Origin of the sequence: Streptomyces sp. NPDC001852, assembly GCF_042891825.1 — a bacterium.
Taxonomy (GTDB): Bacteria; Actinomycetota; Actinomycetes; order Streptomycetales; family Streptomycetaceae; genus Streptomyces.
Genome location: NZ_JBIATN010000011.1, coordinates 73,421 through 99,087, shown reverse-complemented (window position 1 = coordinate 99,087; position 25,667 = coordinate 73,421). Strand labels below are relative to the sequence as shown.

The window sequence follows — 25,667 nt, the reverse complement described above, 5'->3', positions numbered from 1 at the left end:
CGTCCCATGGTGATAGGGCAGGTAGATGCCTCAGATGAGTGATTTTGACGTGGTGGACAAATTCAGTGTGTCTCCCTGTGTTTGGCTGCCAGCCATGCCGATGAGGGACGAACTGCCCAGGCCCCGTGGTCCGCACGCCGATGTCGACGAGCCGGGGCGGCATCTTCCCTACCCCAGTGGCTGGTTCTGCTTGGCGCGTTCACGAGAACTGGCCCCGGGTAAAGCCCTGACCCGTCGCTTGATGGGTGAGGACATCGTCCTCTACCGCACCTGCGACGCCTGGCCCCGCGCAGTGGATCCCTACTGCCCGCACCTGGGTGCTCATCTCGGGGCGGGTCGGGAGGTGGAGGGGCAGAATCTGGTGTGTCCCTGGCTTCACCTTCGCCCCCGATGGCACCTGCGTCACCACCCCCGACGGCCCGCCACCGCGCGCCCGCCTGCAGCGCCACATCATCAGTGAGCGCAACGGCTTCCTCTGAACCTGGTACGAGCCGGACGGCGCTCCACCCGCCTGGGACGTCCCCGAAACCGCCCAGGCCGGAGTCGTTCCCACGGCCGTCTGGAGCACGGAAGTGCACGCCCACGCGCAGGAAATCATGGAGAACACCCTCGACTACCGGCATGCCCGTCCTGCACCACGTCGCCGTGAAGGAACTCGACCCGCCGGCGACCCAAGGCCCCTTCCTGTGCATGCGCCTGCGCCTCGGGCCGGACCGACCTCCCGGACTCAAGCAGAGGATCCAGGCCGACCACACATTCCTCATGGCGGGGCTGGGATGTCTCCGGGCCGAGTTCCCGCTGCCCTCGCTCGGACTCGTCAGCTACCTGTGGGCCATCCACACACCGACCCGGCCCCGGCGTACCCACATGCTGGTGGCGGCCGCTTGCGCGGACATCCGCAAGCAGGACGCCACGGGAGCGTCGCTCCCACGGCGGGGCCTGCACCGGACCTTCGCCCGCGCGATGCTGCGAACCGCGGTCGGCAAGGTCCATCAAGACCTGAGAATCTGAAAGGCCAAACGCTACGAGCCACGGCCCCGCCTCGCGGCAAGCGACGAGGCCATCGGCTTGTTCCGCCACTGGGCCCGCCAGTTCTACCCCACACCGTGGGGGGCCTGGCGATTACTGAGACCCGCAGTAGCGAATGAGCCCCCAGGGCCGTGGGCCGGGACGTCCCTTCGATCAGACGAGCTCGATGCTGAGCTGAGAACCGAGTTCGGTGAAGCCGAGTGCCGCCGCCGTCTTCCTCGACGCCGGGGTCCGGGCCCGCCACTGAGGCAGCAGGCCCTGCTCGAGGGCATGCCGCACCGCGGCGGACGCGGTCACGCGGGCGAGGCCTTTCCCGCGCCAGGTGGGTGCGGTCAGCACCATCATGTGAGCCGTCCGGCTCGGCCGCAGCCGCGGCCAGTGACCGTATCCAGCGGCGGCGACGACCTGGCCCTCCATGCGGACGCCGAACGCGGGAGAGCTGATCTCGTCAAGGCCGGCCTCGTCGGCGTCGTTCGCCCCCGAAGCCTCGACCAAGCCGTCCAGGCTCCCATATCCGTCAGACCACTGCTCCACAGACAGCCCGGCAAGCTCCGCCGGGCGGAAGCCGTCGGGCGCGACATAGGCGAGCGTGGCCGGCCCGAGAACATCGCCGACCGTCAAGACTCCCCTGACCGTCTCAAGATCTGTCAGCTTGTCAGCCGGCACCTCGGCAACGGCCTTGCGGATACGGTCAGCGGCTGCCTCGGTCGGAGCCGTGACGATCGCCGCACCGCCGAGGAGCACAATGCCTGCCCATCCACGCGGACAGATCCTCGCGTCAGGAGACACGACAACGTCGACGTCGCCCGGCGCACCGAAGGAGACCGGAACCGATGCCAGTTCCTGCCACGTGCCCCGGGCCCTGAGCAACATAGGATCTTTCGGCATGGCCCTGATCCTGCCAGTCCACGAGAGCGCACGCGCCTGGGATCAACAGGGCCAGGCCACCAGCAAAGAGCCCAAGCCGAACAGGACGCACCGCGGACCTGCCTGCGACAAAGAACCGATGAGCCCGCCCCGCCCTGCTGAGCCATTCAGCGGCAGACGCCTTCGTGCAAACCTCGATGCGGCCGTTTGTCCTGTCTGTCGGAGCAGGGACCGGGGGCTGGACGCTCCGCCGTCGCTCAGCCTGGTCGTGTCACAGGACCTGTGCCGGATTCCGAGAAGGGACAGCACCTGGCCGTGTCACTGCGGCCGGGCGGGGCGAGGTTCGGCTCAGACGCTCACTCTGCCGCGTGAGCTGCTCTGTGGGCCGTCTGCAGCAATATGCCCGCGCACGCTTGCGCCTCCCGCCAGGGCACCCACACCACGCGGAACAATCGCCCTGGTCAAGAGAGATGGACGGATCTGAGCGGCGTCGAGGGGAACGGTCGATGGAACAAGCAGGACGCATGGGGCGTAGAGCACTGCTTGCCTGCGGCACCCTCGCTCTCGCGGGATGCTCATCGATGAAGGCCGCCCCAGCGGCGCTCAGCGCGTCGCCGACGACGCGGCCGACCACGCCTGCCACGGCATTCGCGAGGCTGATGGAGGGCAACAAGCGCTGGGTGAGCGGAGCTCTTCAGCATCCCGACCGAGATCCGGACCGGCGTCAGCTCGTGGCCCAGGAGCAGGAGCCTTTCGGGTCGATCCTCTCGTGCATCGACTCACGCGTTCCGCCTGAACTCCTCTTCGATACCGGACTGGGTGATCTTTACGTGATGCGCACGGGCGGGGAGACGGTCGGCCCGGTGGTCACTGGTTCCGTCGAGTACGGGCCCTTGACCAGTGGTACTCCGCTCATCGTGGTCCTTGGGCATCAGCGCTGCGGCGCCGTCAAAGCGGCGTACGAGTCCCTTCGTCACGGCAAGCCGCTGCCCGGCAATCTGCAGGCGATCGTCAAGGCCCTGCAACCGGCATACAAGCAGGCAGTGAAGGAAGGCGGCGCCGACCCGGTCGAGACCATGGCCCGTGCCCAGGTCAAGTTGACCGCCACCGATCTGCGCTCCAACCAGGACCTCGCCCCGCTGGTGGGAAAGGGCGCCCTTGCCGTGGTGGGCGCCTACTACTCGCTCGACACCGGCAAGGTCGAGGTCCTGGCAGGCGCCCCTTACTGAACCGGTCGTACGAGACGGCAAGTGGCCGACAGTCGACTGGAAGGGCGCTGTCGCCGCGCAGACATTCACGTGAGCTTCTTGCCGCTGTCATAGCCGCGCGTGGCGGCGGGCACCGAGGCGGCGCGGCGCCCTCGACCGACTGCGAGTCGATGACCGCCGCGGTCGGCTCTGCCTCGCGGCCCTCGGCCTAGCAGCCGGTCGTGGAACTCCTTGACCAGGCCGTACTCCCGCCACCCCCCCTCAGTCGGGCCGGCACCGGCATCGCGTCCCGCCCTGTGCATCCCCGATCCGGCCGCCGTGTGTGCGTCCCGTGCCCGGCGCGGCCGCGCCCCGCCGCCCTGTCGACTGGGCGAACGCCGGCCGGCGCTCGGGGCGCCACCTGAATGACCGCCACGGAGGCCGCGGCCGCGCTGGAGGAAGCGCGGCCGCAGGCACATCCCCCCAGAGGCACTGCACCTTCAGGAATAACTGGAACATCGCAGATCGCGCTACGCCGGCGCTGTGGCCAGGCGTGGCGCGTTACTCTTCGCCGATGGTCTGCAGCTCGATGGGCTGGTCGGTCACGTCCATCGACTGCGGCGTGGCCAGCAGCTTGTTCAGCCCAAGGGTCAACTGCACGACGAACACGCTCAGTAGGACGGCCAGGGCTATTCGGACCAGGCTGTAGAGGGCGTCGACGTTCGCCATGGTCTCGTAGTGGCCGGGCGTTCGGAGGTTGGAGTTGGTCACGAATGAGACGTAGAAGGCGGCGAAGACCGACAGGAGCCACGCGCCGTAGGTCCAGACGACTCCGCGGCCGCCTGGCAGGGCCCTGATCCATCCCAGCCCGATGTCGGTGCGCGACATGGCGTTCGCGTGGCCGGCGCGCACCCACCGCTGGTAGGCGTACAGAACGGCCACGAAGACTACGAAGCGCAACATGCTCGTGGTGTTGATCGTTTGGAGTGCGCTGTGCAAAGCCTGCTGGTCATAGCCGTTGCCGGCGGCGACCAAGGCCCATTGGTGGGCCCGCGTGCGCTCGGCGGAGAATCGCACGGCCTCGCTGACGACGGCCACTGCGGCTGCAGCCAGTACCGTGACCAGCGGGCCCGTCATCGAAACCCGCCCGGGACTCACCTTGGACTGGATCAGCAACGCCGCCTTGTCGTTGCGCCCGCGACGCTGAGGCGGCTTCGACGAGTCGCTCTCCTGCTGACAGACCGGACACAGCCCTTTGACGCCGTCAAAAGCAACTTCACGCTGCCGACACTTCCGACACGTCAGTAGCATCCCGCGCCCCCTCCTTGCTTGATCGCGGTTGCATGGAACGCCGCATCCTATGGGGTCCGTCAGAGAGGCGTCGACACCTCTCACGCAGTGAAGATCGAGAATGGGTGCAGTTCCCCCGGGGGATCTGCACCCGTTCACCTGAACCCCCGGACGCGCCAACCTGAAGCACGCCGATCGACACGTGAATTCACGCTGACGGAGCTTCGCTTTCCCGGAACCCACGGGGCCCCAGGGGCGCCGGTAAGAACCGTGTCACCAGCCCTTGATCATCAAACTGCCCTTTCGCTCGAAGGGCGGGTCGACCGCGCAGTCCCGGTCGCGGCGTTCCCCGCGGTGCGGGCCGACGAGGATGAGCCGGTTGGTCATCCCGCATCCGTTGTCGCTGATGGGAATCGCGCCCCGCCCGCGTTCCAGGAACCAGAAATCGACGGGAAGTGGGGATGGGTATCGAGACGGCCCACGGCCACGGCTCGATGCTCGGCCTCCTCCCATGCGATGACGCGTTCCCCACTTCCGACCACTGCACGTGCGTGTTCACAGCTCTCCTGTCGACGGCGAGCACGGACATCAGTCCCTGCCGCCGACATCCGACCTCCGTCTGGGCTGTGTTCGCGGCAAGGAGTACGGTGCTGTCGATGTCGGCGCGGACGAGAAGGCGGGTGGCCTCGTCATCGGCTCGAACGGCGCCGGCCTCTCCTGTGTCACCAGCCCCGGCGGAGTGATCTACAGGACGCGATCGGCGTCGTCGGACGAACCCGAGCTCGAGGGAGTGGCTGATGACCTGCGGCAGTTTCTCGAGGTGTACGGCACTCCGGGAGGCGGCCCTCCACTGCCGAGGCCGGTGTTCACGAGGACGGGAGGCATCTCGTCCTGGCAGGCGTGGTTGTAGGGCTCGGCCCCGTTGGTGAGGGTGGGACCGGGGCCGGTGGCTGGATCGGTCTGCGAGTCTTGATCGCTGCCGAGCCTGCTGATTGGCTGGCCGGCATGACTGAGCTTGGATCCGTCGCCTGGCCACCTGTCCCTATCAGGACCAAGAGGCTCGTGCTGCGCGAGCCCGAGGCGCGGGACCGTGCTGCGTTCATCGAGCTGTACGCTTCGCCGGAGGTGCACACCTATCTCGGCGGTCCCCGGCCGCGTGACGAGCTTGAGCGTGAGATGCCCGAGGTGCCCGGGCGGCGGCCCGGGAGTTTCGTCGTTGATCTCGACGGGGTGATGATCGGCCAGATCCTGCTCAGGAGAGCAACGGAGCACCGTCGCCCGGCTGCCGTGGGGAAGGCCGATCTCGGCTACCTGTTCCTGCCGCAGGTGTGGGGATTCGGGTACGCCGCCGAGGCGTGCGCGGCGGCGCTCGACTGGTTCGACGGCGTCCTGCCCGGCGAGCCGGTGGTGCTCACCACCCAGACCGCCAACGTCGGCTCGATGCGTCTCGCGGCGAAGCTGGGGTTCACCGAGGTAGAGCGGTTCCAGGCCTGGGACGCCGAGCAGTGGCTGGGCATGCGGTCCCCGGTCCTGCCCTCTGATTGAGCTCGTGCTCGACAGCGCGCATCGGCAACTCGGCTGTACTGCCCAGGACGGAGTCCAGCGCTGCCGGAACTCGTGAGCTGTTGGAACTCGTGCATATGGTGCCACTTGGGCTGCAGGCGGTCGTGGACGCGATCACGGTCCCGGCGATCGTGCCCGCCGGTGGCCGGCGGTGCGGTGCTCATCGGCCGGGCGCCCCCGTGCGCAGGCCGTCCATGACGAGGTCGAGGAGCCTGGTGGCGCGGGGCTGCCAGTCGTCGCGGGGGTCGAGCTGCCACAGGCCCGCGATGGCGAGGAGGAAATCGTCCCCGGTGACGCCGGATCGGACGGTGCCGGCTTGCTCGTTGGCGCGGAGCAGCAGTTCCGCCGCGTCGATCACCGGCGTGGGGGCCGGCTTCGCCGGACTGCCCGGGGCGCTGGTGACCTGCCGGATCGCGTCGGCCAGGCCGGCCTTTGTCATCGCGAACTCCGAAAGCCGGTCCATCCAGGCGCGCAGGGCCTGCGCGGGCGGCCGGGTCCGGAGCAGGTGGGCGGCACTGTCGGCGACCTGTTGCATCTCATGCCGGTAGATCTCCAGGACGAGCGCCTCGCGGTTGGGGAAGTTGCGGTAGAAGGTGCCCTGACCGACGCCGGCCTTCTTGGCGATCGCGCTCAGCGGCGTGTCCGCGCAGCGGGACAACTCGGCGAGTGCCACCTCCAGGATGCGTTCGCGGTTGCGCTGGGCGTCCGAGCGCCGGGGTCCGTCCTTCATCTGCGGCACTCGTCCTCTCTGAGGGTCGTGGCCGAACCTCGCCCTTGCTAAGCGGACAGCTGTCCGTTACGTTTTTCCAGTGACCGGACAGCTGTCCGGTTGTCGCCCACGATAGCTGCGGACGCGTCCCTGCGGCAGTCCGCGGTCCACTTCGGTTCCAGCACCATGCACCGCCGCCCCACCCCTGCGGCACGGTGCGCACCACACACCCTGCGCACCCGCCCCGTACCCCGGTTGCTGAAACGCCCCATCTGCCCTGGAAATGCGAAAGAAGCTGCTCATGGCCTCATCGACGTCCAGTGTCATCACCCTGAACATCAACGGCGAGAAGTACACACTGCCCGTCGACCACCGCACCACCCTGCTCGACGCACTGCGCGAGCGACTCGCGCTGACCGGCTCGAAGAAGGGCTGTGACCAGGGACAGTGCGGCGCCTGCACGGTCCTGCTGGACGGCCGCCGGGCCGTGTCCTGCCTGCAACTGGCCGTGGCGGCCGAGGGCCGGGAGATCACCACCATCGAAGGCGTCGCCTCGGGCGATCAGCTGCATCCCGTGCAGCAGGCGTTCCTCGAGCTGGACGGTTTCCAATGCGGCTACTGCACTCCGGGACAGATCTGCTCGGCGATCGGAGTGATCCAGGAGCACGCCGCGGGCTGGCCGAGCGCCGTCACCGACGACATCCGGCCCGAGGCCGGACCACCGCCGCTGACCGCCGAAGAGATCCGCGAGCGCATGAGCGGCAACCTGTGCCGGTGCAGCGCGTACGTCTCGATCGTCGAGGCGGTGGCCCGGGCGGCCGAGGCGCAGCCGGACGCCGGGCGCGCGGGCCTCGGGACGGAACCGAAGGAGGCCGTGGCATGAGGGAGTTCGACTATCGGCGGGCGTCCGACGTCGCCGGCGCCGTCGCGCTGCTCGGCGCCGATCCTGACACCCGCTTCCTCGGGGGCGGCACCAACCTCGTCGACCTCATGAAGGCCGGCGTCGAACGCCCCGCCCGGCTCGTCGACATCCGCGAACTCCCGCTGGATCAGATCGAGTCGACGCCGGAGGGCGGCCTGCGCATCGGCGCCACCGTCACCAACGGCGACCTGGCCGCCCACCCCGAGGTCCGCCGCCGCTACCCGGCGCTGGCCCAGGCGGTGCTGGCCGGCGCCTCCGGACAGCTGCGCAACATGGCCACGGTCGGCGGGAACCTGCTCCAGCGCACCCGCTGCGGCTACTTCACCGACGTCACCAAGCCCTGCAACAAGCGCGTCCCGGGCAACGGTTGCCCGGCCATCGAGGGGGAGCACCGCAACCACGCGATCCTGGGCGCCTCGGACCACTGCGTCGCCGTACACCCGTCCGACATGGCCGTCGCGCTCGCCGCCTTCGACGCCGTCGTCCACTTCGAGACCGCAGACGGGCCGGGCGAGGTGCCCCTGGCGGACTTCTACCTGCCGGTCGGCGACACCCCGCACCGTGAGACCGCCCTGCCGCCGGGCGCTCTGATCACCGGCGTCGTCCTGCCGCCCCTCCCGGTCGCCGCCGACTCCCGCTACCGCAAGGTGCGCGAGCGCGCCTCGTACGCCTTCGCCATCGGCTCGCTCGCCGCCGCGCTCGACGTGCGGGACGGCGTCGTACGCGACGCGCGCCTGGCCTTCGGCGCCGTCGCCTCCCGACCCTGGCGGGCCCTCTCCGCCGAACGTGTCCTGATCGGCGCGCCGGCCGACGCCGGGACCTACGCCGCCGCGGCGGACGCCGAACTGGCGGCGGCACGGCCACTGCCCCAGAACGGATACAAGGTGACCCTCATGCGCAACCTCGTCGTCGCCGAGCTCACCGAACTCGCAGAGGAGGCCGCCCGATGACCACCGTCACCACCGCGACACACACGCAGGCGCCCTCCGTCGGCACCGCCCACACCCGCGTGGAGGGCAGGGACAAGGTCACCGGCGTGGCCCGTTACGCGGGCGAGATCCCCTTCGCGAACCTTGCCCACGGCTGGCTGGTGCTCTCCACGGTCGCCCGCGGCCGCATCCGCGCCATCGACAGCGACCCCGTCCTCGCCATGCCGGGCGTCCTCGCCGTCCTGGACCACCGCAACGCCCTGCGCGTGAACACCGACTACACCGGCCTGATGGGCATGAAGCCGGACCCGACCTGCGCCGTCTTCCAGCACGACCGGGTGCCGCACCTGGGCTGGCCGGTGGCGCTGGTCGTGGCCGAGACGTCCGAGCAGGCCAGGGAGGCCGCCGAGACGCTCGTGGTGCACTATGAACAGGAGCCCCACGACATCGACTTCACCGCGGACCACCCGGGCGCCTACCCGGTGGACGGGCACATGCCCGCGGTGACGGAGAAGGGGGACCTCGACGCCGAACTGGCCGCGTCGGCCGTCGTCGTGGACGCCGAGTACCGCACCCCCGAAGAGCACCACAACCCGATGGAACCGCATGCGGTGACCGCCCACTGGGACGGCGGCCGGCTCGAAGTGGTCGACTCCAACCAGGGCGCCACCTGGGTCATCGGCGAGCTGGCCAACCTCTTCTCGCTCGACCCGGCCTCGGTGCGGGTGCGCTCCGAGCACGTCGGCGGCGGCTTCGGCAGCAAGGGCGTACGGGCCCACCAGGTGGCCGCCGTGATGGCCGCGACGGTCCTGCAGCGCCCCGTGCGCGTCGTCTTGACCCGCCGTCAGATGTTTTCACTGGCCGGCTACCGAAGCCCCACCACGCAGCGGGTCAGGCTCGGCGCCGACACCGAGGGGCGGTTGCGCGCGCTGGAGCACAGTTCCCTCAGCCTCACCTCCACCGTGCACGAGTTCGTCGAGCCGAGCGCCGGGGTGGCACGGGTGATGTACGACGCCGACGCCCACCACACGGCCAACCGCGTGGTCCGGCTCGACGTGCCCACCCCGACGTTCATGCGGGCCCCGGGTGAGGCGCCGGGCTCCTTCGCGCTGGAGGCGGCGCTCGACGAACTCGCCGAGAAGGGCGGCATCGACCCGGTCGAGCTGCGGCTGCGCAACGATCCCGACCGGGGGCCGGTGTCCGGCCTGCCGTTCGCCGGCCGCAATGTGGCCGCCTGCTTCCGGGAGGGCGCCCGCAGGTTCGGCTGGGCGGACCGGGATCCGCGCCCCGGCCTGCGCCGGGACGGCCGCTGGCTGCTGGGCACCGGCACCGCGGCGGCGTCCTTCCCCGCGGGCGCGGCGCCCTCCACGGCGACCGTGACCGCGCACCCGGACGGCGGCTTCACCGTGCGGATCGCCGCGGCCGACATCGGCACCGGCGCCCGTACCGCGCTCACCCTGGTCGCCGCCGACGCGCTGGGCGTGCCCCCGGAGCGGGTCCACGTCCGCATCGGTGACAGCGACTTCGGACCGGCGATGATCGCCGGAGGTTCCATGGGCACCCGCTCGTGGTCCTGGGCGGTCGCGGCCGCGGCCGAGGAACTGCGCGACAGGCTGGGCCTGGGCGCCGACATCCCCCCGGACGGCATCACGGTGCGGTCGGACACCACCGAGGCCATCGGCTCGCTCGCGCCCGCCGAACGGCACTCCTTCGGCGCCCAGTTCGCCGAGGTCGCCGTGGACGTCACCACCGGCGAGGTGCGCGTCCGGCGCATGCTCGGCATCTTCGCGGCGGGCCGGATCGTCAACCCGCTCACCGCGCGCAGCCAGCTCGTGGGCGGCATGATCTGGGGCATCTCCATGGCGCTGCACGAGGAGGCCGTACGGGACCGCGCCTCGGGCGGCCACGTCGGCGCCGATCTCGCGGGCTACCACGTGGCCACCCACGCCGACGTCCCGCACGTCGAGGCCGACTGGATCGAGGACACCGACCCGAACGACCCGGTCGGCATCAAGGGCATCGGCGAGGTCGGCATCGTGGGCGCCGCGGCCGCCGTCGCCAACGCGGTCTGGCACGCGACCGGCGTGCGCCACCGGGCCCTGCCCATCCGGCCGGACCGGGTCCTGACCGCGGCAGCGGGAGCGCTCGATGCTTGACCTGGCCGAGGAACTGGACCGGTGGATCGAGGAGGGCCGGGAGTTCGCCGTCGCCACCGTGGTGGCCGTCGGCGGCAGCGCACCGCGCGGTCCCGGCGCCGCCCTCGCCGTGGACGGTGCGGGCACCGTCATCGGCTCGGTTTCCGGCGGCTGCGTCGAGGGCGCGGTGTACGAACTGTGCCTGGAGGCGCTGCGCACCGGGGAGAGCGTCCTCGAACGGTTCGGCTACAGCGACGAGGACGCCTTCGCCGTCGGGCTGACCTGCGGCGGCACGATCGAGGTGCTGGTCACGCCGGTGTCCGGCCAGGCGCCCGCCCGGCCGGTCCTCGCGGCGGCCGTGGCGGCCGCCGCCCAGGGCGGGCCGACGGCCCTGGCCCGGGTCGCCCGCGGCCCGGCCGAGCTCCTCGGCCGGGCCCTGCTGGTGCGGCACGACGGCACGCACGAGGGCGCGCTCGGCGGCCACCCGGAGCTGGACCGTACGGCGGCGGCCGAGGCCCGCGCCCTGCTGGAGGCGGGCCGTACCGGCACGGTGGAGATCTCGGCGGACGGGTCGCACTGCCCCGGCGGCCTCACCCTGCTGGTCGAGTCGAACGTGCCGCCACCGCGCATGATCGTCTTCGGGGCGGTGGACTTCGCCTCGGCGCTGGCGCGGGCCGGCAAGTTCCTCGGCTACCACGTGACCGTGTGCGACGCCCGCCCGGTCTTCGCCACGCGGGCCCGCTTCCCAGACGCCGACGAGGTCGTCGTGGACTGGCCGCACCGCTACCTGCGGCGTACCGGGACCGACGCCCGCACGGTCCTGTGCGTCCTCACCCACGACGCGAAGTTCGACGTGCCCCTGCTCAAGCTGGCCCTCGGCATGCCGGTGGCGTTCGTCGGCGCGATGGGCTCGCGCCGCACACACGAGGACCGCAACCGGCGTCTGCGGGCCGAAGGCGTGAGCGCGCGAGAGCTGGCCAGACTGCGCTCTCCGATCGGCCTCGACCTCGGTGCCCGTACGCCCGAGGAGACCGCCCTGTCGATCGCGGCGGAGATCGTCGCCGCCAGGCGGGGCGGCACCGGCGTACCGCTGACCGGCTCCCGGACACCGATCCACCGCGACCTTCAGACTGCCGGTGCGACGGGGGGATAGGTTTCATCGACACCCTGGTCACCATCTCCATCGGCGGCAACGACTCACGGTTCTTCCGGATCGTCCCGGAGTGCCTGCTGTCCGTCGAAAACGGCAGCTGCCAGGGCGAGACGTTCGACGACACGGACGACACCGTCAACGGCCGGGACAAGCAGTTCCTCGGACAGCCGCTGGAGACGGCCGTTCCGGGCCTCATAACCAGGTCGTAAGGCGGGACATCACACGGGTCCTGAAGGAGATCCGCAACAGGGCGCAGAACGCGAAGATCGTCCTGATGGGACCCGCCCCTGATCACCGACGAGGGCTCGTGCCTGAACATCGGCTTCAGCGGCATGGCCATCGGCCTGTCCGAGGCATCCTCGGCCTGGCTCGACGAGTACGGGTACTCACGCTCGGCCCGGCCGTCCTGGTGGACAGTGACGGTCGGGCCGACGCCATGGGTGAGGCACCTGCCGATCAGAGGCGGACGAGCATGAAGGCCTGCGCGCGGTGTGCCGCTGGCTCGAAGAGCGTGTGGGGACCGTTGGCGGTGGTCGTCCTGTTCGCCGTCTCGGCCTGTTCCACGACCCCCTACCGTGCCGTCAGCGACAAGCAGCTGCGAAAGCCAGGGGAGAGCGGCCGGGCGGTGCGGGCCCGGGAGCGGGCGGAGCAACGGCTTCGGAGCGTGGAGCGGGCGTACGCCGACCGCACGCCCCTGTCGCTCGGCCTGGTCGTGGTGCACGACGTGTGCGTTCCGGGATAGGGACCGGGCCGGTTCTTCCAGCAGAAGACCGACGACTGCAAGGTCGTCTGCTCGATGAGCATCACCGCCTACTACGGCGCCGACCCCAGGCACTTGAGCGACACCCTCGACGGGGTCCTGACCGCGGGCGACCAAGCCCGTGCCGGGCCGGCCGGATCCGCATGTCCCATCCCGTTCACGCACGACGACCACGGCAAGCGGCTCGTCGCCTACTACCGGGGGCACGGCCCGAACCCCCAGGGCCCGAAGGCCCCGGAACCGACCAGGCTTGCCATCTCCGGACAGACGCTGACCTGGGACACGACACGCGGCAGCGCCCCGCGCCCGCTGGTCGAGGAGCCCTGCGCCGGCCTCGTCGACCATCCGCCGGTGCCCAGCGTGTACACGCCCCACCGAACCCGAAGTACCTCTGGCGGCGGGGCGGTGCTAGCTCCTCGGGTCAGTCCTCGGGGTGCTGTCGCGCGCTGCGGACGATGTGGGACCAGGTACCTGCGGTGCCGCCGTGCTTGCGGGCCAGCCGGCCGGCGAGTTGGGCTGCAGGAGTTCCGGGGTTTGCCTTGACTGCGGCGCGGGCGTGGTCCAGGCGGGGATCGCCGTCGTACGGGTAGCGGCGATCGGTTCTGGTCGTGCCGGCGGGGCGGCCGCCTCCACGCTCGCGGCGCTCGGCGTACGTCCAGATGTCGCCGCGCCGGTACTTTCGTTTGACGAAGCCCTTGGCCGTCGTCGTCTCCTCGGCTGGTGCCGGCCAGTGCCTCGGCGGGCTCACCAGGTACTTCGTGATGCTGGTCGGTTCCATGCCCAGGACGCGGGCTGCCTCGGACAGCGAGATCAGATCCCCGGCGTTTCCGCTGAGGTCGACGTTCGTGCGCCACCGCTGACCGGCTTTGTAACCGTCGTACCAGGTGTCCCAGGTCTTCGGGTTCCAGTACATGGTGTTGCCGATGGTCTTCTCCGGCTCGGGGTGCCCATTGGACTCCCGGTCCGCCCAGATGGGGATGTCCTCCGTGATCTGTCGATCCCGCGGCAGGGCCTCACGCGTCATCTTCGGCTCCTCCCTCGCGGCGGTCGTCGTGGTCGGTGGCTGCGGCAGGAGCACCCTGCCGGCCTCGCTGAGCGCATTGTCATGGGGCTGCGCAGCGGAGTCTCAATTTTCGTTCGCGTCCAGCCGGTTCGCCCGATCCGTGCGTCATCCGCCCCCTGATCGCCGAACGCGCCACGGACCTGGCGGAAGGTCCCCGGACCGTGCCGGACTGCCGGCAGGTTTCAGCGATGATGGGGCGGATACCTCGCCGCCACAGCAGCCGTCGGTACTTTGAGATCGGTGTCTCCCGCTGCCACGGGGCGCTCGTCGTGGATCAGCCCGAAGACGCTGGACCTCTCCGCGACCGCCGGGGCCGTGGAGCAGAGCTCGAAGTTGGTGGTGCAGCGAGGGGCAGGCGGTCGGGGCGGCAGGTGACGAGGTGTCTCATCCGTCCCATCGGAACTCCTGGCTCGGACATTCGGGTTCGACGTAGGCGCCCGGGGAGTAGCGCAGGTGGCGGCCACAGGTCGGGAGCGGATGTCGGATGCCGCGCTACGGGGTTGAAGCAGCGTGTCCCGCCTCCGGCGGACGGCGGGGTCGCCGCCTGACAGTGAGCGAGTCCGGGATGGGTCGCATCAATTGTCGCGGCTCAACGATGAGTTCCGAGGAGGAGCGCGGTCTACGAGTGCGGGGAAGGGCGACGAGAGGAATGATCATGGACGTCTCGATGACCTCGGAGAGCACCGGCGCCGCGGCCGGCCGGTCGTGGGCGGACAAGGAGCGGCAGAGTGCCGGGGGAAAGGTGCTCTGGCATTTCACCATGTCGCTGGACGGGTTCGTGGCAGGGCCGAATCACGGGATGGAGGGGATGACGGGCTTCTCGTTCCGGCCCGGACTCATTGAGGAGTACACCGAGACGACGGGCGCAGTTCTGGGCGGCCGGGACGGCTGGGATGCCTACCCCGACGCCGCCAACATCTACGGCGGCGCGTGGCAGGGTCCGCTCTTCGTCCTGACACACCACCCCGAAGACGCGCAGCCCGGCGAGGGCGTGACATTCCTGAACTGCGATGTGTCCGAGGCGGTCCGGATCGGGTTGGAGGCCGCCAACGGCAAGAATCTTGAGGTCTTCTCGCCCACGATCGGCCGGCAACTCCTGGAGCGCGGACTGATCGACGAGGTCGACCTGCACATCGTGCCGGTGTTGCTCGGCGATGGGATCCGGCTGTTCCACAACCCCAGGGGCGCCCCGGTCCGACTTGAGCTGCTCAATGGCGGCGATCACTCGGCGGCCGTGAACCTGCGCTACCGTCCCGCCGCGATCGGTTGAATCTCTGAGGCCGGGCCAGGGACAAACCCGGGGTCCAGGTATCGCAACACTTCGTGCACTGCCGTACGGGAACGGTGGACGGTGTTTCACGCGGGGGAGCAGACGCGGACGGCGGGACGGCCTTGGTGTGGCTTGCGCCCTGTCTTCGCCTAGGGGGCGACGGGCCTCGGCCGGAGCCGGGGTCACGGGCTGGACGCCGGCCCGTCCGTTCCGTACCGGAGGCCGTCGAGGAGCAGGTCGAGGAGGCGGCCGGCCCGTGCGCGTTGGTCGGGAGCGCTGGTGATCAGAGCGACGCCGGCCAGGCTGAAACCGACATCGAGGGGGTCGATGTCAGGGCGCAGGAGACCGGTGTCGGCGCCGGCGCGCAGCAGGGTGCCGAGCGCGGTTGCGAGTTTGTCGAGGGTCTCGGCGAAGGGGTCCGCGCCGGATGCGACCGCGGCCCGCAGCGCGTCCGCCATGCCCTGCTTGGCAGCCAGGTAGTCGATGAAGTCGTCCATCCACAGGCGGATCGCCCGGTCCGGTGCATGGTCGGCGAGCAGCTTCGCGGCGCTGTCGCAGACACGGGCCAACTCGTTGCGGTAGGCCGCCTCGACCAGTGCCTCGCGGGTGGGGAAGTGGCGGTAGAGCGTGGCCGAGCCGACACCCGCGGCCTTGGCGATCGTGTCGATCGCGACGTCCGCGCCCTGCTCGGAGAAGGCGCGCACGGCCGCTTCGAGGATGCGTTCGCGGTTGCGGCGGGCGTCGGCGCGCAACCCGCTCGGCTTGGTGGTCAAGGCTGCTCCTTTCGTCGGTGACCAGTCTAGCTGGACAACCGGGGAGTTCCCCGGTTAGCGTTGCGGATAACTGGGGAACTCCCCGGTTACGGGTGTCGGCCCGTTGTGCTCCCCAGGCAAGGAAGACCCTCATGACCTCCCCGAAGACGGTTCTGATCACCGGTACGTCCTCCGGCATCGGCATGGCCGCCGCCATCGGCACCGCCCGGGCGGGCTGGGCGACCATCGCCACCATGCGCGACACCGGCAAGGCCGAGGCCCTGCTCAAGGCCGCCACCGAGGCGGGTGTCGCGGACCGGATCCAGGTCAAGCGGCTCGATGTGACCGAGTCCGCCGGCATCACCGCCTGCCTGGACGAGGTCGTCGCCGAGCACGGCCGCCTGGACGCGCTGGTCAACAACGCCGGCGCCGCCCAGGTCGGCACCATCGAGCAGAGCAGCGTCGACGACGTCCGCGCGGCCATGGAGGTCAACTTCTTCGGTGTGGTGGCGGTGACCCGGGCCGCCCTGCCGCACCTGCGTGCGTCGAAGGGCCGGGTGATCACCGTCACCAGCGTCGGCGGTGTCGTCGGCCAGCCCTTCAACGAGGCGTACTGTGCGGCCAAGTTCGCCGTCGAGGGCTTCATGCAGTCCCTCGCGCCGGTCGCCGCCACCGTCGGCGTCGATGTCGCCGTGGTCGAGCCGGGCGCGGTGGCGAGCGAGTTCGTCGCCAATCTCGGCCTGGACGTCCCGACGCTGCTCGCGGCCGCAGGGCCCTACGGCTCGGCGCTCGAGGCCTACATCAGCCGCACCCGGGAGTCGTTCGGCAACGCCCAGACCCCGGCCGAGGCAGCCGCCCCGATCGTCGACGCCCTGACCGCCGCCCGTCCGCCCTTCCGCATCCAGACCTCGCAGTGGGCCCGCGACTTCGTCGCCACCACCCTCGCCGACCTCGACGGCTCCGCCGTCCAGACCCTCACCGGTTCCTGGGTGCGCTGACCGCCTGCGTTCCGGTGGGTGCACCGCCGACGCCGGGCGCGGCAGCCGCACAGCATCCCCGCCCGTCGGCGCCACACCACCGCCCCGCCTCCCGGCCGCGCCCCACCCGGCTCCGCCCGGCGACCGGCCGTACCCGGCCCGGGCCGAGGGCCGCAGCGCACCGGACGCGCGACCCACCAGTCACACACCGTGGGACACCCGCAACAGCAAGGAAGATCACCATGGAACTCCGCACCCTCGGCAGCCAGGGCCTGACCGTCTCCGCCGAAGGGCTCGGCTGCATGGGCATGAGCGCCTTCTACGGCAGCACCGACGAGGCCGAGTCCCTCGCCACCATCGACCGCGCCCTGGAACTGGGCGTGACCCTGCTGGACACCGCCGAGAGCTACGGCCCGTTCATCAACGAGCGACTCCTCGGCAAAGCCCTCGCCGGCCGCCGCGAGCAGGCCGTCATCGCCACCAAGACCGGCGTCGAGCTCACCGACGACGGCACGCTCGTCGGCCACAACGGTCGCCCCGAGTACATCCGTCGTTCCCTGGACCGCTCCCTGCGCCACCTGGACACCGACCACATCGACCTCTACTACCTGCACCGGGTCGACCCGCAGGTGCCGATCGAGGAGACCGTCGGCGCCATGGGCGACATGGTGGCCGCCGGCAAGGTCCGCTACATCGGCCTGAGCGAAGTCGCCCCGCAGACCATTCGCCGCGCCCACTCGGTCCACCCGATCACGGCCGTCCAGACCGAGTACTCGCTCTTCGAGCGTGGCATCGAGGACGACGGGGTCATGGCCACCCTGAACGAGCTCGGGATCGGCCTGGTCGCCTACTCGCCGCTCGGACGCGGGTTCCTCTCCGGTGCGATCACCAGCCCGGACGACTTCGCCGCCGACGACTTCCGCCGTACCGACCCGCGCTTCCAGGGCGAGAACTTCGCCCGCAACCTGGCTGTGGTCGACGAGGTCCGCCGCATCGCCGCCGGGAAGCAGGTCTCGCCGTCCCAGCTGGCGCTCGCCTGGGTACTGCACCAGGGTGCGGTCGCCATCCCCGGCACCAAGCGCCGCCGCTACCTGGAGGAGAACGTCGCCGCCACCACCGTGACGATCACCGGTGAGGACTTGGCCGCCATCGAAGCCGTCGCCCCGCGCGGCATCGTCTCCGGTGACCGCTACGCCCCTGAGCTGATGCAGAACCTCAACGGCTGAACCCGGCGGGTGTGTCGGGAACGGCAGCCGGACGACCCCCACCGTGCGGCGCCCGGCGGTGCGGTCTGCCGCCGCACATGACCTCGCCTCGGCACGCTCGCGCCACTTCAGTGCCCCGCTGTCCGGACATCGGCGGCCGTCAAGCCGCAGTGGCGCGAAGGGCGGCGAAAGCCGCCGGGTAGTCGATCTCCGGTCCCGTCAGAAGATGTCGCCCTCTGATCCTCATGGCGCCCGATGCGGGGGCGAGTCCCGGTCCTCGAAACGGGAGCGGAACGACTGGCTCGCCCTGTGCGCTACGGCGCGCAGCCCCGCATGACGGGCAGGCCGATCTCCTCTGCGCGTCCGTCGCGGACCTCTTCCTGTTGTGCCGTCCTCGATGAGCCGGGCTGCGAAGGCGGGCAGCCGCTGCGACGCCGCGGCTGGCGCGGAGAGGCGGTGCGGTCAGCAGTGCCCGTGGGCCGGCTCGGACCTTCCGGCGCCAGTGCGTCCAGCAGCGTGTTCTTGCTACTGCAGTGACGGCTGGGCGCGCCGGGACGCCGCCGACGTCCGGTGAGACGGCCCGGTGACGGGCGGCTGGAATACGGCCGTGCGGCGGCCGGTTGCATCCGGGCATGCGACGTGATCAGGAACCACCCGGCGACATCCATCCCCTGCTGGCCGGACGGTTCAGCCCGTCTCGGTTCGACCCGTCGGCCGCCGTGGACGACCACGCCGTGAGCCTGCTGCTGGAAGCCGCCCGGTGGGCGCCGTCCGCCGGGAACTCCCAGCCGTGGGGCTTCTTCCTGAGCCGGCCCGGTGAGCCGGAGCACGAGCGGGTGGTGCGCCACCTCGCGGCCAGTTCGGCGCGGTGGGCGACGGACGCGGGCCTGCTCGTCGTCGCGCTGACGCGCCGCCACGTCGACGAGACGCAACTGCTCTATTCCGAGTTCGCGGACTACGACCTCGGCCAGGCCATCGCCCACATGACCATCCAGGCCCAGGCGATGGGACTTGCCGCCCATCAGTTCCGCGCCTTCGACCTGGAGGGCCTCACCAAAGAGCTGGAGCCGAGCCCCGGCTGGGCGATCATCTCCATGATCGCGCTGGGCAGGGCGGCCGAAGAACCGCCGGCCCGCCGCGACCGGCGCAGTATCGCCGATCTGCTGTCCGCCCCCTGGCCGCTGTCGGAGTAGCGCTGTCGCGTCATACCCGCAACGGTTCCGCGATATTGGGAAAGCGGTTACCGAGACGTAGCGAACGGATGTGCGTCCCCCCTAGGCTCTGCGCGACCACCGAGCGCTGCGAAGGGATTGGCATGGGCATGACTACCCAAGAGTTGCGAGCCGTGAGGACGGCCGTCACGTCTCCGCTGCTCCCCGAGATCATCCCCGGCACCTTCGAGCAAGCCGTCCACCCTGCCTCCGCCTGGGGGGACGTCGTCCACGCCCACCGCCTCAAGGACTTCGCCGCTGCCGGGACCACCGACCGGGCCGCCGTCTTCCCCGGCGTCCTGGGCGCGCAGGCCGTCGACCCGCACACCCGGTACGGCGGCGCCACCCCGCGCCCCTGGTTCGTCGTGTTCGACGCGGACGCGGGCGCCCGGAACGGCGTCGGCGACACGCAGTGGTACGACACCAGCCGCTGCCTGACGGTCGGCACCGACGCCTACGACGTGCCGCCCTCTCTCGGCTCCGCTGACCCGTCCTTGGCCGACGCCCGGGCACGCGTCACCGAACCCGCCGCCGACGGGGCCTCGTACCCCTCCACCGACCGGGTCATCGCCCCGGCGAGCGGTGTGCTCGGCGAGGTGTCCGCCCGTGGCTGACACCCCTCGCTCGCGCACCCTGACGCGGGTGCTGGCGGCCGGGGCGATGGCGCTCGCCTCCGCCCTGCCGGGCCAACTCGCCCCGGCGGCACGGGCCGCAGCCGTGACCGACCCCGTGCCGCTGGTCAACCCCTATATCGGCACCGGCGCGAACAACGACTTCAGCGCCGGGAACACCTTCCCCGGAGCCGACGTCCCGCACGGCATGCTCCAATGGTCCCCGGACACCACCTCGCGCCCCAAGGGCGGCGGGTACGACTACGGGGACTCGGCCGTCTCCGGCTTCAGCCTCACCCACGTCTCCGGCGTCGGCTGCGACGCGGCCGGGGACCTGCCCATCCTGCCTGTGGTCGGCTCGATCGGCTCCGACCCCGGCGCCACAACGGAGTCGTTCTCCCACGGCGGCGAAACGGCGACAGCGGGCTCCTACTCCGTCGCCCTCGGCAACGGCACGGACGTGGCACTCACCACGACGACGCACGCCGGAATCGGCCGGTTCACCTTCCCCGCCTCCACCCAGGCCGGCCTGCTGCTGAAACTGAACGGCACGCAGACCCCGTACGCCTCCTCGACGCTGAACGTGACCGGCACAGACACGGTGACCGGCTCGGTGACCAGCACCGGCTTCTGCGAGGCGACCAACCCCTTCACCGTCTACTTCGCCATCACCTTCGACCACCCCTTCACCGCCGGCGGCTACAGCGGCGGCGAGCACCTCACCTTCGACACCACGAGCAACCGGACGGTCGAGGCCCGGGTGGGCATCTCCTACACGTCGACGGCCGAGGCCGCCGCCAACCGGGACGCTGAGGTCACCGGCAAGAGCTTCACCGACGTGAAGTCCGCGGCGGCGACGGCGTGGCGGGACGCCCTGTCGAAGGTCACGGTCAGCGGCGGCACCCGCGACCAGCAGCGCATCTTCTACACCGCCCTCTACCACGCCTCCCTCTTCCCCAGCGTGGTCAGCGACGCCGACGGCTCCTACCGTGGCTACGACGGCGCCGTGCACACCGTGACCAGCGGCCACAGCGCCCAGTACACCGACTTCTCCAACTGGGACACCTACCGCTCCCAGGCACAGCTCACGGCGCTGCTCGACCCGACGGCGGCCTCCGACATGGCGCAGTCGATCGTCAACGACTACACGCAGGGCGGCACCCTCACCAAGTGGGGGATGGCCACCGGCGAGACCCACATCATGGTCGGCGACCCGGCCGTGCCCGTGCTGGCCGACTACTACGCCTTCGGCGCACGCGACTTCGACACCACCACGGCCCTCGACGCCATGATCAAGGAGCAGACCACCGACACCGACGTCACCCCCGGCGTGACGTACCTGGACTCCGTCGGCTATCTCCCCACCAACTCGCTGTACGGCTGTTGCCACGAGTACGCCACCACCTCCACCCAACTGGAGTACGACACCGACGACTTCGCCCTGTCCCGGTTCGCGGGCGCACTCGGCGACGGCGCGAACCGGAAGAAGTTCCAGGACCGGGCGCAGGACTGGGAGAACGTCTTCAACACGTCCTCCGGCTACGTCCAGCCCCGGCACTCCAACGGCCGCTGGATGGACGGCTTCGACGCCAAGTTGATCACCGGCACCGCGGCCAACGACTTCGCCGAGGGTGACGCCTTCACCTACACGCCGATGATCCCGTTCAACCTCGCCAAGCTGGCCTCCCTGGAGGGCGGCACATCGTCCCTGGCGTCGTACCTGGACAGCGTGCTGAGCGGCTACCAGGGTCTGGGCAGTGTCATCGGCACCCAGTCCAACATGGGCAACGAGCCCAGCATCGGACTGCCGTGGGAGTACGACTGGGTCGGCGAGCCGTACAAGACGCAGTCCACGGTGCGCGCCGTGCAGGACCAGCTGTGGACCGACGCCGCCGGCGGCGAGCCCGGCAACGACGACCTCGGCGAGATGAGCGCCTGGTACGTCTGGTCCGCTCTCGGTCTCTACCCGGAGACACCGGGCACCGCCGACCTGGCCATCGGCAGTCCCCTGTTCACCTCCGCCGTCGTCACCGCAGGCGGGCACACGCTGACCGTCAACGCCCCGTCCGCCGCACCCGGTTCACCGTACGTGCAGGCCCTGACCCTCAACGGCGGCGCCTGGAACAAGGCCTACGTGCCGGCGTCCTCCCTCGGCTCGTCCACCGAACTGGACTTCACCCTCTCCTCGACCGCCGACACCCAGTGGGCGGCGGACGCCTCGGCCGCACCGCCGTCCTACGACGGCACCCCAGGCACGGGAGTGCCCCAGCCCAGCGGCCCGCTCACCGAGACCCTCACCGGCAAGTGCGTCGACGACGCAGGCGCCGGTACGGCGAACGGCACGGCTGTGCAGATCTACGGTTGCAACGGCAGCGCTGCGCAGACCTGGAAGGTCGCCCCCGACGGCACCCTCCAGGTACTGAACGACTGCATGGACGTCACCTCCGGCGCCACCACCTCCGGCACGAAGATCCAGCTGCACACCTGCAACGGCACCCAGGCCCAGCAGTGGCGGCCCGACAGCTCGGGTGAACTCGTCAATCCGGTCTCGGGTCTCTGCCTCACCGACTCCGGCAACGGGGCGACGAACAAGACACAGTTGACACTCGCGACGTGCACGGGGAGCGTCGGCCAGCGCTGGACACTGCCGACCTCGTAAGGGGATGTGTCCCTCCCGCCGAGACCGTGGGAGGGACACACCTTGGATGTCAGCGACGTGCGTCGGACGTGGTGGTGTAGGGGGCCGCGGCGTGCTGGGCGGCGTAGAGGAGGGCAGGTTCGATCTTCGGCCAGAAGTAGCTGTCCTGGCACGAGAACGGCGGAGTGAAGCCGTCGCAGCCGACGCCGTCGCTGTCGCCGATCTCGATGGTGAAGCTGGCCAGACCGAGCTTGTCGTAGGTCCAGTCGTCGGTGCCGCCGGAGGCGTTGTAGAGGATCTCGCCGGCCTGGCCGTACTGGTAGCCGGTGAGCGAGGCCATGTGGGCGGCCAGCGCGCGCAGGGCGGTGTCGTTTCCGGTGTGCACGGCGGAGTCGTACTCCCAGGGGAAGAGCACCATGCTGGCGTCGCTGTGCAGCGTGATCATCATGCCCTTGGCGTTCGACGGCGCCGGGTCGGTGCCGCCGGTGCCGGTGCGCACCGCCGGGAACAGCTCGCGGAAGAGGCTCTCCAGAGCGGTGTTCTCCACCTCGGAGTCGGCGGCCGGGCCGTCGTAGGTCTGGTCGCACGCTGCGCGGGAGGTGCCGGAAGTGCCCCAGTGGGAGCCGGTGTTGCGGTTGAGGTCGACGCCGATCTGGCTGTAGGCGCTCGCCCCGCACCCGGAGCCGTGCGAGTCGTCGGCGTTCTTGCGCTGCAGGACGGGGTTGTCACCGCCCGCCGCGACCATGTCGACGCCGTCGGGGTTGGCGTCGGGCACCACCCACATCTCGGTGGTGTCCATCAGCTTGGTGATCGTCGAGTCCTTGCCGTAGCCACTGGTCAGGGCGTCGATCCAGCGCCACGACATCTCACCGGTCGTCAGTTCCCGAGCGTGGATCTGGCTCATCAGGAAGAACCGCGGCTTCGCCGAGTTCGGGCTGAGGGCGCAGTCGCCCGCCCGAATCTTGGTGATGCAGATCGCCTTGAGATCGCGGCCGCCTCGCCCCCGCTGCTTGAGCCACGACTGACCATAGGTCACCACCTTGGCCAGATCGGGGTGTTGGGAGACCGTGTCGTCCATGTGGGAGTACTGCGCGGTGACCGTGTGGTAGCCGCCGTCGAACGTGTCGCCCGCGGCGGCGCGTGTCACCGCGGTGGGGGAGGGGATCGCCTCGGTCAGCGTGGAGGCGATGGCGGGGGTGAAGCCGAGCCGGCGCAGTCCGGCCGCGGTCGACCTGTCGCCGGAGACGAACAGGCTGTTGCCGTCCCGCTTCTCCAGCAGGTCGTATCCGGAGTCGCTGAGGCGCTCGGCATCGGCGAGCGGATGGCGCGTGGGCACGCGGTAGATGACGACCGTGCGCTGCCCGCCGTGGGGGTGGCCGGTGGTGGTGACGCGGCCCGCTGTGGCGTCCGCGCCGGTGCCGGCCAGCGCCACCTGCGGCAGCAGGGCCGTGGCGACGATGACGGCACCGGCGGTCAGGCCAGCCAGGCGTTTGTATGCCATGGAGGTGACCTTTCGTGGGGGATGGACTCCTCCAATATGGCATGTCCATGGTGAGAGCGACATGGTGCGGCGCGGCCCCGCGGTGTCCTGATCGCCGGTGCGCGTTGGGTACGAGGTAGGGGCGAGATGGCGCGTCCGTCTCCGCCTCGGCGCGGCTGTACTTGAACGTCTTGGTGACGGCGTCCTTGTGCAGTGCCGCCGCTCGCCTGCGAACTCCCTGATCTGACCCCGGACTTCCGCCACTGGCCGGCCTGCTGCATGAGTGGCGACCACGATGACGCCGAGAGCGGTCGCGCTCTGGCCTCCACCACGCCCACAGCGCCGGGCTCGACCGCAGGACCATCGCCGACGGCTGCGCGACGCCACGCCTGGCGCGCCAGGGGAGCCGCGCATCTCGACGCGGCGCTGCCCACGGCATGACCCCCAAGCCGACGGCAGGGACCGGCCAGTCCCGGCCCCTGCGGTCCTCCCCTTGCCTGACGCCCTCAGCCGGCGGCGATCGGGGAGGAGACACGGGCCGGCGGCGGCCCGGCCCCCCTCCCGGCATCTGGGCCCCCGGCTTCCGTTGGTTCGTCGGTGCCGGTGGGCTACCAGGCGTCGTTCAGCGTCCTGCTGCCCGAACTTCCCGTGATGAAGGAGGGGTTGTTGCCCGACTGCCAGGTGATCGAGTCGTCGGAGTTCATGATCATGTACGTGTGCTCGATGCACATGTCGGCCGACTCATCCCCACGTCCTCCGCCTGGGAAAAATGAGCGGCACGGTCCCCTGGTACGCGGTACGGTGCGTCGATGTCAGCGATCAAGAAGTTCCAAGTCACCTTTGACTGTGCAGAACCTGAGCGCCTCGCTCGCTTCTGGTGTGAAGTGTTGGGGTACGTCCTACCGCCGCCACCGGAGGGGTTCACCACCTGGGACGATTTCAACCGCACCCTGCCTCCTGAGAAGCAGGGATCATGGTTCGCCTGCAGTGATCCCTCAGGCGTGGGCCCGCGCCTGTACTTCCAGCGCGTCCCTGAAGGCAAGATCGTCAAGAATCGGGTGCATCTCGACGTCCGGGTCGGCACCGGGCTCGTGGGGGACGAGCGCCTCGCCGCACTCGAAGCCGAGTGCGCACGACTGGTCGCGCTCGGTGCGACCCACGTGCGAACACTGTATGCCGATGAGGAGAACGAGTCCTGCATCCCGATGCTGGACATCGAGGGCAACGAGTTCTGTATCGACTGAGCACTCTCCGAGCCGACAGCTAAGCCGCAGGTCAACACGTTGGTCGCTGACAAGGCCGCAGGCCAGGGGCTCAGCCCTTCACTTCTTCGGCAGTCAGCGGCCCGGCCCCCGGCGTCTCGTCCTCATGGAGCCACTCATGAACGAGGAGGCCGAGGATCACCTGGTCGACGAATGCTCCGTATACCCAGGCCGAGCGCCGCAACGTGCCTTCGATCGTGAACCCCGCCCTCTTCGCCGCCGCGATCATCGGCGCGTTGTCTGCCATGGTCTCCACCTGCAGTCGCTGCAGTCCGCGTACCGCGAACCCGTACTCGCACAGCACATGGACGATGTCCGAGCTGAACCCACGACCGCGGAAGTCGGGGAGCACCGAGATCCCCAGGTGCGCCGACCTGTTATGCGTGTCGATGCCCCACAGCGAGGCGGCACCGACCAGTTCCTGCGAATCGAGTTCCACCACGGAAAAAGCTGCTGCAGTGTCCGAGGGCTCACCGACTGCATAGGGAGAGTGGGCCGACCCTGGTGGTATCGGATGCCAGGGCCGAGGGTCCTGACGTGACCGGGTTGCCACGTCGTTGTACAGAACCGCATGGAGCACTGGAATGTCAGCGTCGTGCCGGGCCCGCAGGCCGATCTTGTTGCCACGTATCATCCGCCATTGCTACCGCAGGA

At 70.2% G+C, this 25,667-nt stretch carries 24 protein-coding genes; 16 read left to right on the top strand and 8 right to left on the bottom strand.

The annotated features are described in order from the left end of the window. Positions 1-25: 25 nt before the first annotated feature. Entirely contained in the window at positions 26-460 is a 435-nt protein-coding gene (locus ACFYZB_RS20445; protein ID WP_388760356.1) for a Rieske 2Fe-2S domain-containing protein, read from the top strand. Between the two features lie 161 nt (positions 461-621). Beyond that, positions 622-1,011, top strand: a complete 390-nt coding sequence (locus tag ACFYZB_RS20440) for a hypothetical protein (protein WP_388760353.1) — start codon at positions 622-624, stop codon at positions 1,009-1,011. A 171-nt stretch (positions 1,012-1,182) separates the two neighbouring features. On the opposite strand, the gene ACFYZB_RS20435 is transcribed toward ACFYZB_RS20440, so the two are convergent. Then, the gene (locus ACFYZB_RS20435; protein WP_388760351.1) at positions 1,183-1,902 is read right to left on the bottom strand and encodes a GNAT family N-acetyltransferase; all 720 of its coding nucleotides are present in this window, start codon (positions 1,900-1,902) and stop codon (positions 1,183-1,185) included. Positions 1,903-2,477: 575 nt separating this feature from the next. Between ACFYZB_RS20435 and ACFYZB_RS20430 the strand changes: the two genes are divergently transcribed. After that, positions 2,478-3,125 (top strand): carbonic anhydrase, encoded by a 648-nt coding sequence (locus ACFYZB_RS20430; protein WP_388760348.1) that lies wholly within the window; start codon positions 2,478-2,480, stop codon positions 3,123-3,125. Positions 3,126-3,644: 519 nt separating this feature from the next. On the opposite strand, the gene ACFYZB_RS20425 is transcribed toward ACFYZB_RS20430, so the two are convergent. Beyond that, positions 3,645-4,394: a hypothetical protein gene (locus tag ACFYZB_RS20425; protein ID WP_388760346.1), complete on the bottom strand. Its 750-nt coding sequence runs from the start codon at positions 4,392-4,394 to the stop codon at positions 3,645-3,647. Between the two features lie 984 nt (positions 4,395-5,378). Between ACFYZB_RS20425 and ACFYZB_RS20420 the strand changes: the two genes are divergently transcribed. Beyond that, positions 5,379-5,918 (top strand): GNAT family N-acetyltransferase, encoded by a 540-nt coding sequence (locus ACFYZB_RS20420; RefSeq protein ID WP_388760344.1) that lies wholly within the window; start codon positions 5,379-5,381, stop codon positions 5,916-5,918. Between the two features lie 178 nt (positions 5,919-6,096). Here ACFYZB_RS20420 and ACFYZB_RS20415 read toward each other — a convergent pair whose 3' ends face one another. After that, complete coding sequence (locus ACFYZB_RS20415; RefSeq protein ID WP_388760341.1) at positions 6,097-6,666, bottom strand: TetR/AcrR family transcriptional regulator; 570 nt, start codon at positions 6,664-6,666, stop codon at positions 6,097-6,099. A 280-nt stretch (positions 6,667-6,946) separates the two neighbouring features. Here ACFYZB_RS20415 and ACFYZB_RS20410 point away from each other — a divergent pair, with 280 nt between their 5' ends. The 5 genes from ACFYZB_RS20410 (at position 6,947) to ACFYZB_RS20390 (ending at position 12,526) form a co-directional block, all read left to right on the top strand. Next, positions 6,947-7,528 (top strand): (2Fe-2S)-binding protein, encoded by a 582-nt coding sequence (locus ACFYZB_RS20410; RefSeq protein WP_388760338.1) that lies wholly within the window; start codon positions 6,947-6,949, stop codon positions 7,526-7,528. After that, positions 7,525-8,517 (top strand): FAD binding domain-containing protein, encoded by a 993-nt coding sequence (locus ACFYZB_RS20405; protein ID WP_388760336.1) that lies wholly within the window; start codon positions 7,525-7,527, stop codon positions 8,515-8,517. The genes ACFYZB_RS20410 and ACFYZB_RS20405 overlap by 4 nt, the downstream gene beginning before the upstream one ends. Beyond that, positions 8,514-10,652, top strand: a complete 2,139-nt coding sequence (locus ACFYZB_RS20400; protein WP_388760333.1) for a xanthine dehydrogenase family protein molybdopterin-binding subunit — start codon at positions 8,514-8,516, stop codon at positions 10,650-10,652. Before ACFYZB_RS20405 ends, ACFYZB_RS20400 begins: the two co-directional genes overlap by 4 nt. Next, complete coding sequence (locus tag ACFYZB_RS20395) at positions 10,645-11,784, top strand: XdhC family protein (RefSeq protein WP_388760331.1); 1,140 nt, start codon at positions 10,645-10,647, stop codon at positions 11,782-11,784. Before ACFYZB_RS20400 ends, ACFYZB_RS20395 begins: the two co-directional genes overlap by 8 nt. Positions 11,785-12,295: 511 nt before the next feature. Further along, positions 12,296-12,526, top strand: coding sequence for a hypothetical protein (locus ACFYZB_RS20390; RefSeq protein WP_388760328.1), 231 nt, complete (start codon positions 12,296-12,298; stop codon positions 12,524-12,526). A 439-nt stretch (positions 12,527-12,965) separates the two neighbouring features. Here the strand turns inward: ACFYZB_RS20390 and ACFYZB_RS20385 are convergent, their stop codons facing one another. Then, on the bottom strand, positions 12,966-13,568 hold the full coding sequence (locus ACFYZB_RS20385) for a hypothetical protein (protein ID WP_388760326.1): 603 nt from the start codon (positions 13,566-13,568) through the stop codon (positions 12,966-12,968). Between the two features lie 694 nt (positions 13,569-14,262). On the opposite strand from ACFYZB_RS20385, the gene ACFYZB_RS20380 reads away from it, so the two are divergent. Beyond that, complete coding sequence (locus ACFYZB_RS20380) at positions 14,263-14,877, top strand: dihydrofolate reductase family protein (RefSeq protein ID WP_388760323.1); 615 nt, start codon at positions 14,263-14,265, stop codon at positions 14,875-14,877. Between the two features lie 182 nt (positions 14,878-15,059). Here the strand turns inward: ACFYZB_RS20380 and ACFYZB_RS20375 are convergent, their stop codons facing one another. Further along, positions 15,060-15,650 (bottom strand): TetR/AcrR family transcriptional regulator, encoded by a 591-nt coding sequence (locus ACFYZB_RS20375; protein WP_351213944.1) that lies wholly within the window; start codon positions 15,648-15,650, stop codon positions 15,060-15,062. 92 nt (positions 15,651-15,742) lie between these two features. On the opposite strand from ACFYZB_RS20375, the gene ACFYZB_RS20370 reads away from it, so the two are divergent. The 5 genes from ACFYZB_RS20370 (at position 15,743) to ACFYZB_RS20350 (ending at position 22,292) form a co-directional block, all read left to right on the top strand. Then, positions 15,743-16,627, top strand: coding sequence for an SDR family oxidoreductase (locus ACFYZB_RS20370; protein WP_388760318.1), 885 nt, complete (start codon positions 15,743-15,745; stop codon positions 16,625-16,627). A 221-nt stretch (positions 16,628-16,848) separates the two neighbouring features. Then, complete coding sequence (locus ACFYZB_RS20365; protein ID WP_388760314.1) at positions 16,849-17,832, top strand: aldo/keto reductase; 984 nt, start codon at positions 16,849-16,851, stop codon at positions 17,830-17,832. Between the two features lie 611 nt (positions 17,833-18,443). Then, positions 18,444-19,004, top strand: a complete 561-nt coding sequence (locus ACFYZB_RS20360) for a nitroreductase family protein (protein WP_388760312.1) — start codon at positions 18,444-18,446, stop codon at positions 19,002-19,004. A gap of 128 nt (positions 19,005-19,132) precedes the next feature. Continuing rightward, positions 19,133-19,636: a hypothetical protein gene (locus ACFYZB_RS20355; RefSeq protein ID WP_388760310.1), complete on the top strand. Its 504-nt coding sequence runs from the start codon at positions 19,133-19,135 to the stop codon at positions 19,634-19,636. Next, positions 19,629-22,292 carry a lectin gene (locus ACFYZB_RS20350; protein WP_388760308.1) on the top strand — a complete coding sequence of 888 codons (2,664 nt, stop codon included), beginning with the start codon at positions 19,629-19,631 and terminating at the stop codon, positions 22,290-22,292. Before ACFYZB_RS20355 ends, ACFYZB_RS20350 begins: the two co-directional genes overlap by 8 nt. Positions 22,293-22,341: 49 nt before the next feature. On the opposite strand, the gene ACFYZB_RS20345 is transcribed toward ACFYZB_RS20350, so the two are convergent. Both ACFYZB_RS20345 and ACFYZB_RS20340 read right to left on the bottom strand, forming a co-directional pair. Continuing rightward, complete coding sequence (locus ACFYZB_RS20345; RefSeq protein ID WP_388760305.1) at positions 22,342-23,772, bottom strand: M14 family zinc carboxypeptidase; 1,431 nt, start codon at positions 23,770-23,772, stop codon at positions 22,342-22,344. Between the two features lie 587 nt (positions 23,773-24,359). Beyond that, positions 24,360-24,482 (bottom strand): hypothetical protein, encoded by a 123-nt coding sequence (locus ACFYZB_RS20340; RefSeq protein ID WP_388760302.1) that lies wholly within the window; start codon positions 24,480-24,482, stop codon positions 24,360-24,362. A gap of 78 nt (positions 24,483-24,560) precedes the next feature. Here ACFYZB_RS20340 and ACFYZB_RS20335 point away from each other — a divergent pair, with 78 nt between their 5' ends. Next, positions 24,561-24,995 (top strand): VOC family protein, encoded by a 435-nt coding sequence (locus tag ACFYZB_RS20335; protein ID WP_388760299.1) that lies wholly within the window; start codon positions 24,561-24,563, stop codon positions 24,993-24,995. A 70-nt stretch (positions 24,996-25,065) separates the two neighbouring features. On the opposite strand, the gene ACFYZB_RS20330 is transcribed toward ACFYZB_RS20335, so the two are convergent. Then, positions 25,066-25,647: a GNAT family N-acetyltransferase gene (locus ACFYZB_RS20330; RefSeq protein ID WP_388760297.1), complete on the bottom strand. Its 582-nt coding sequence runs from the start codon at positions 25,645-25,647 to the stop codon at positions 25,066-25,068. Positions 25,648-25,667 lie beyond the last annotated feature (20 nt).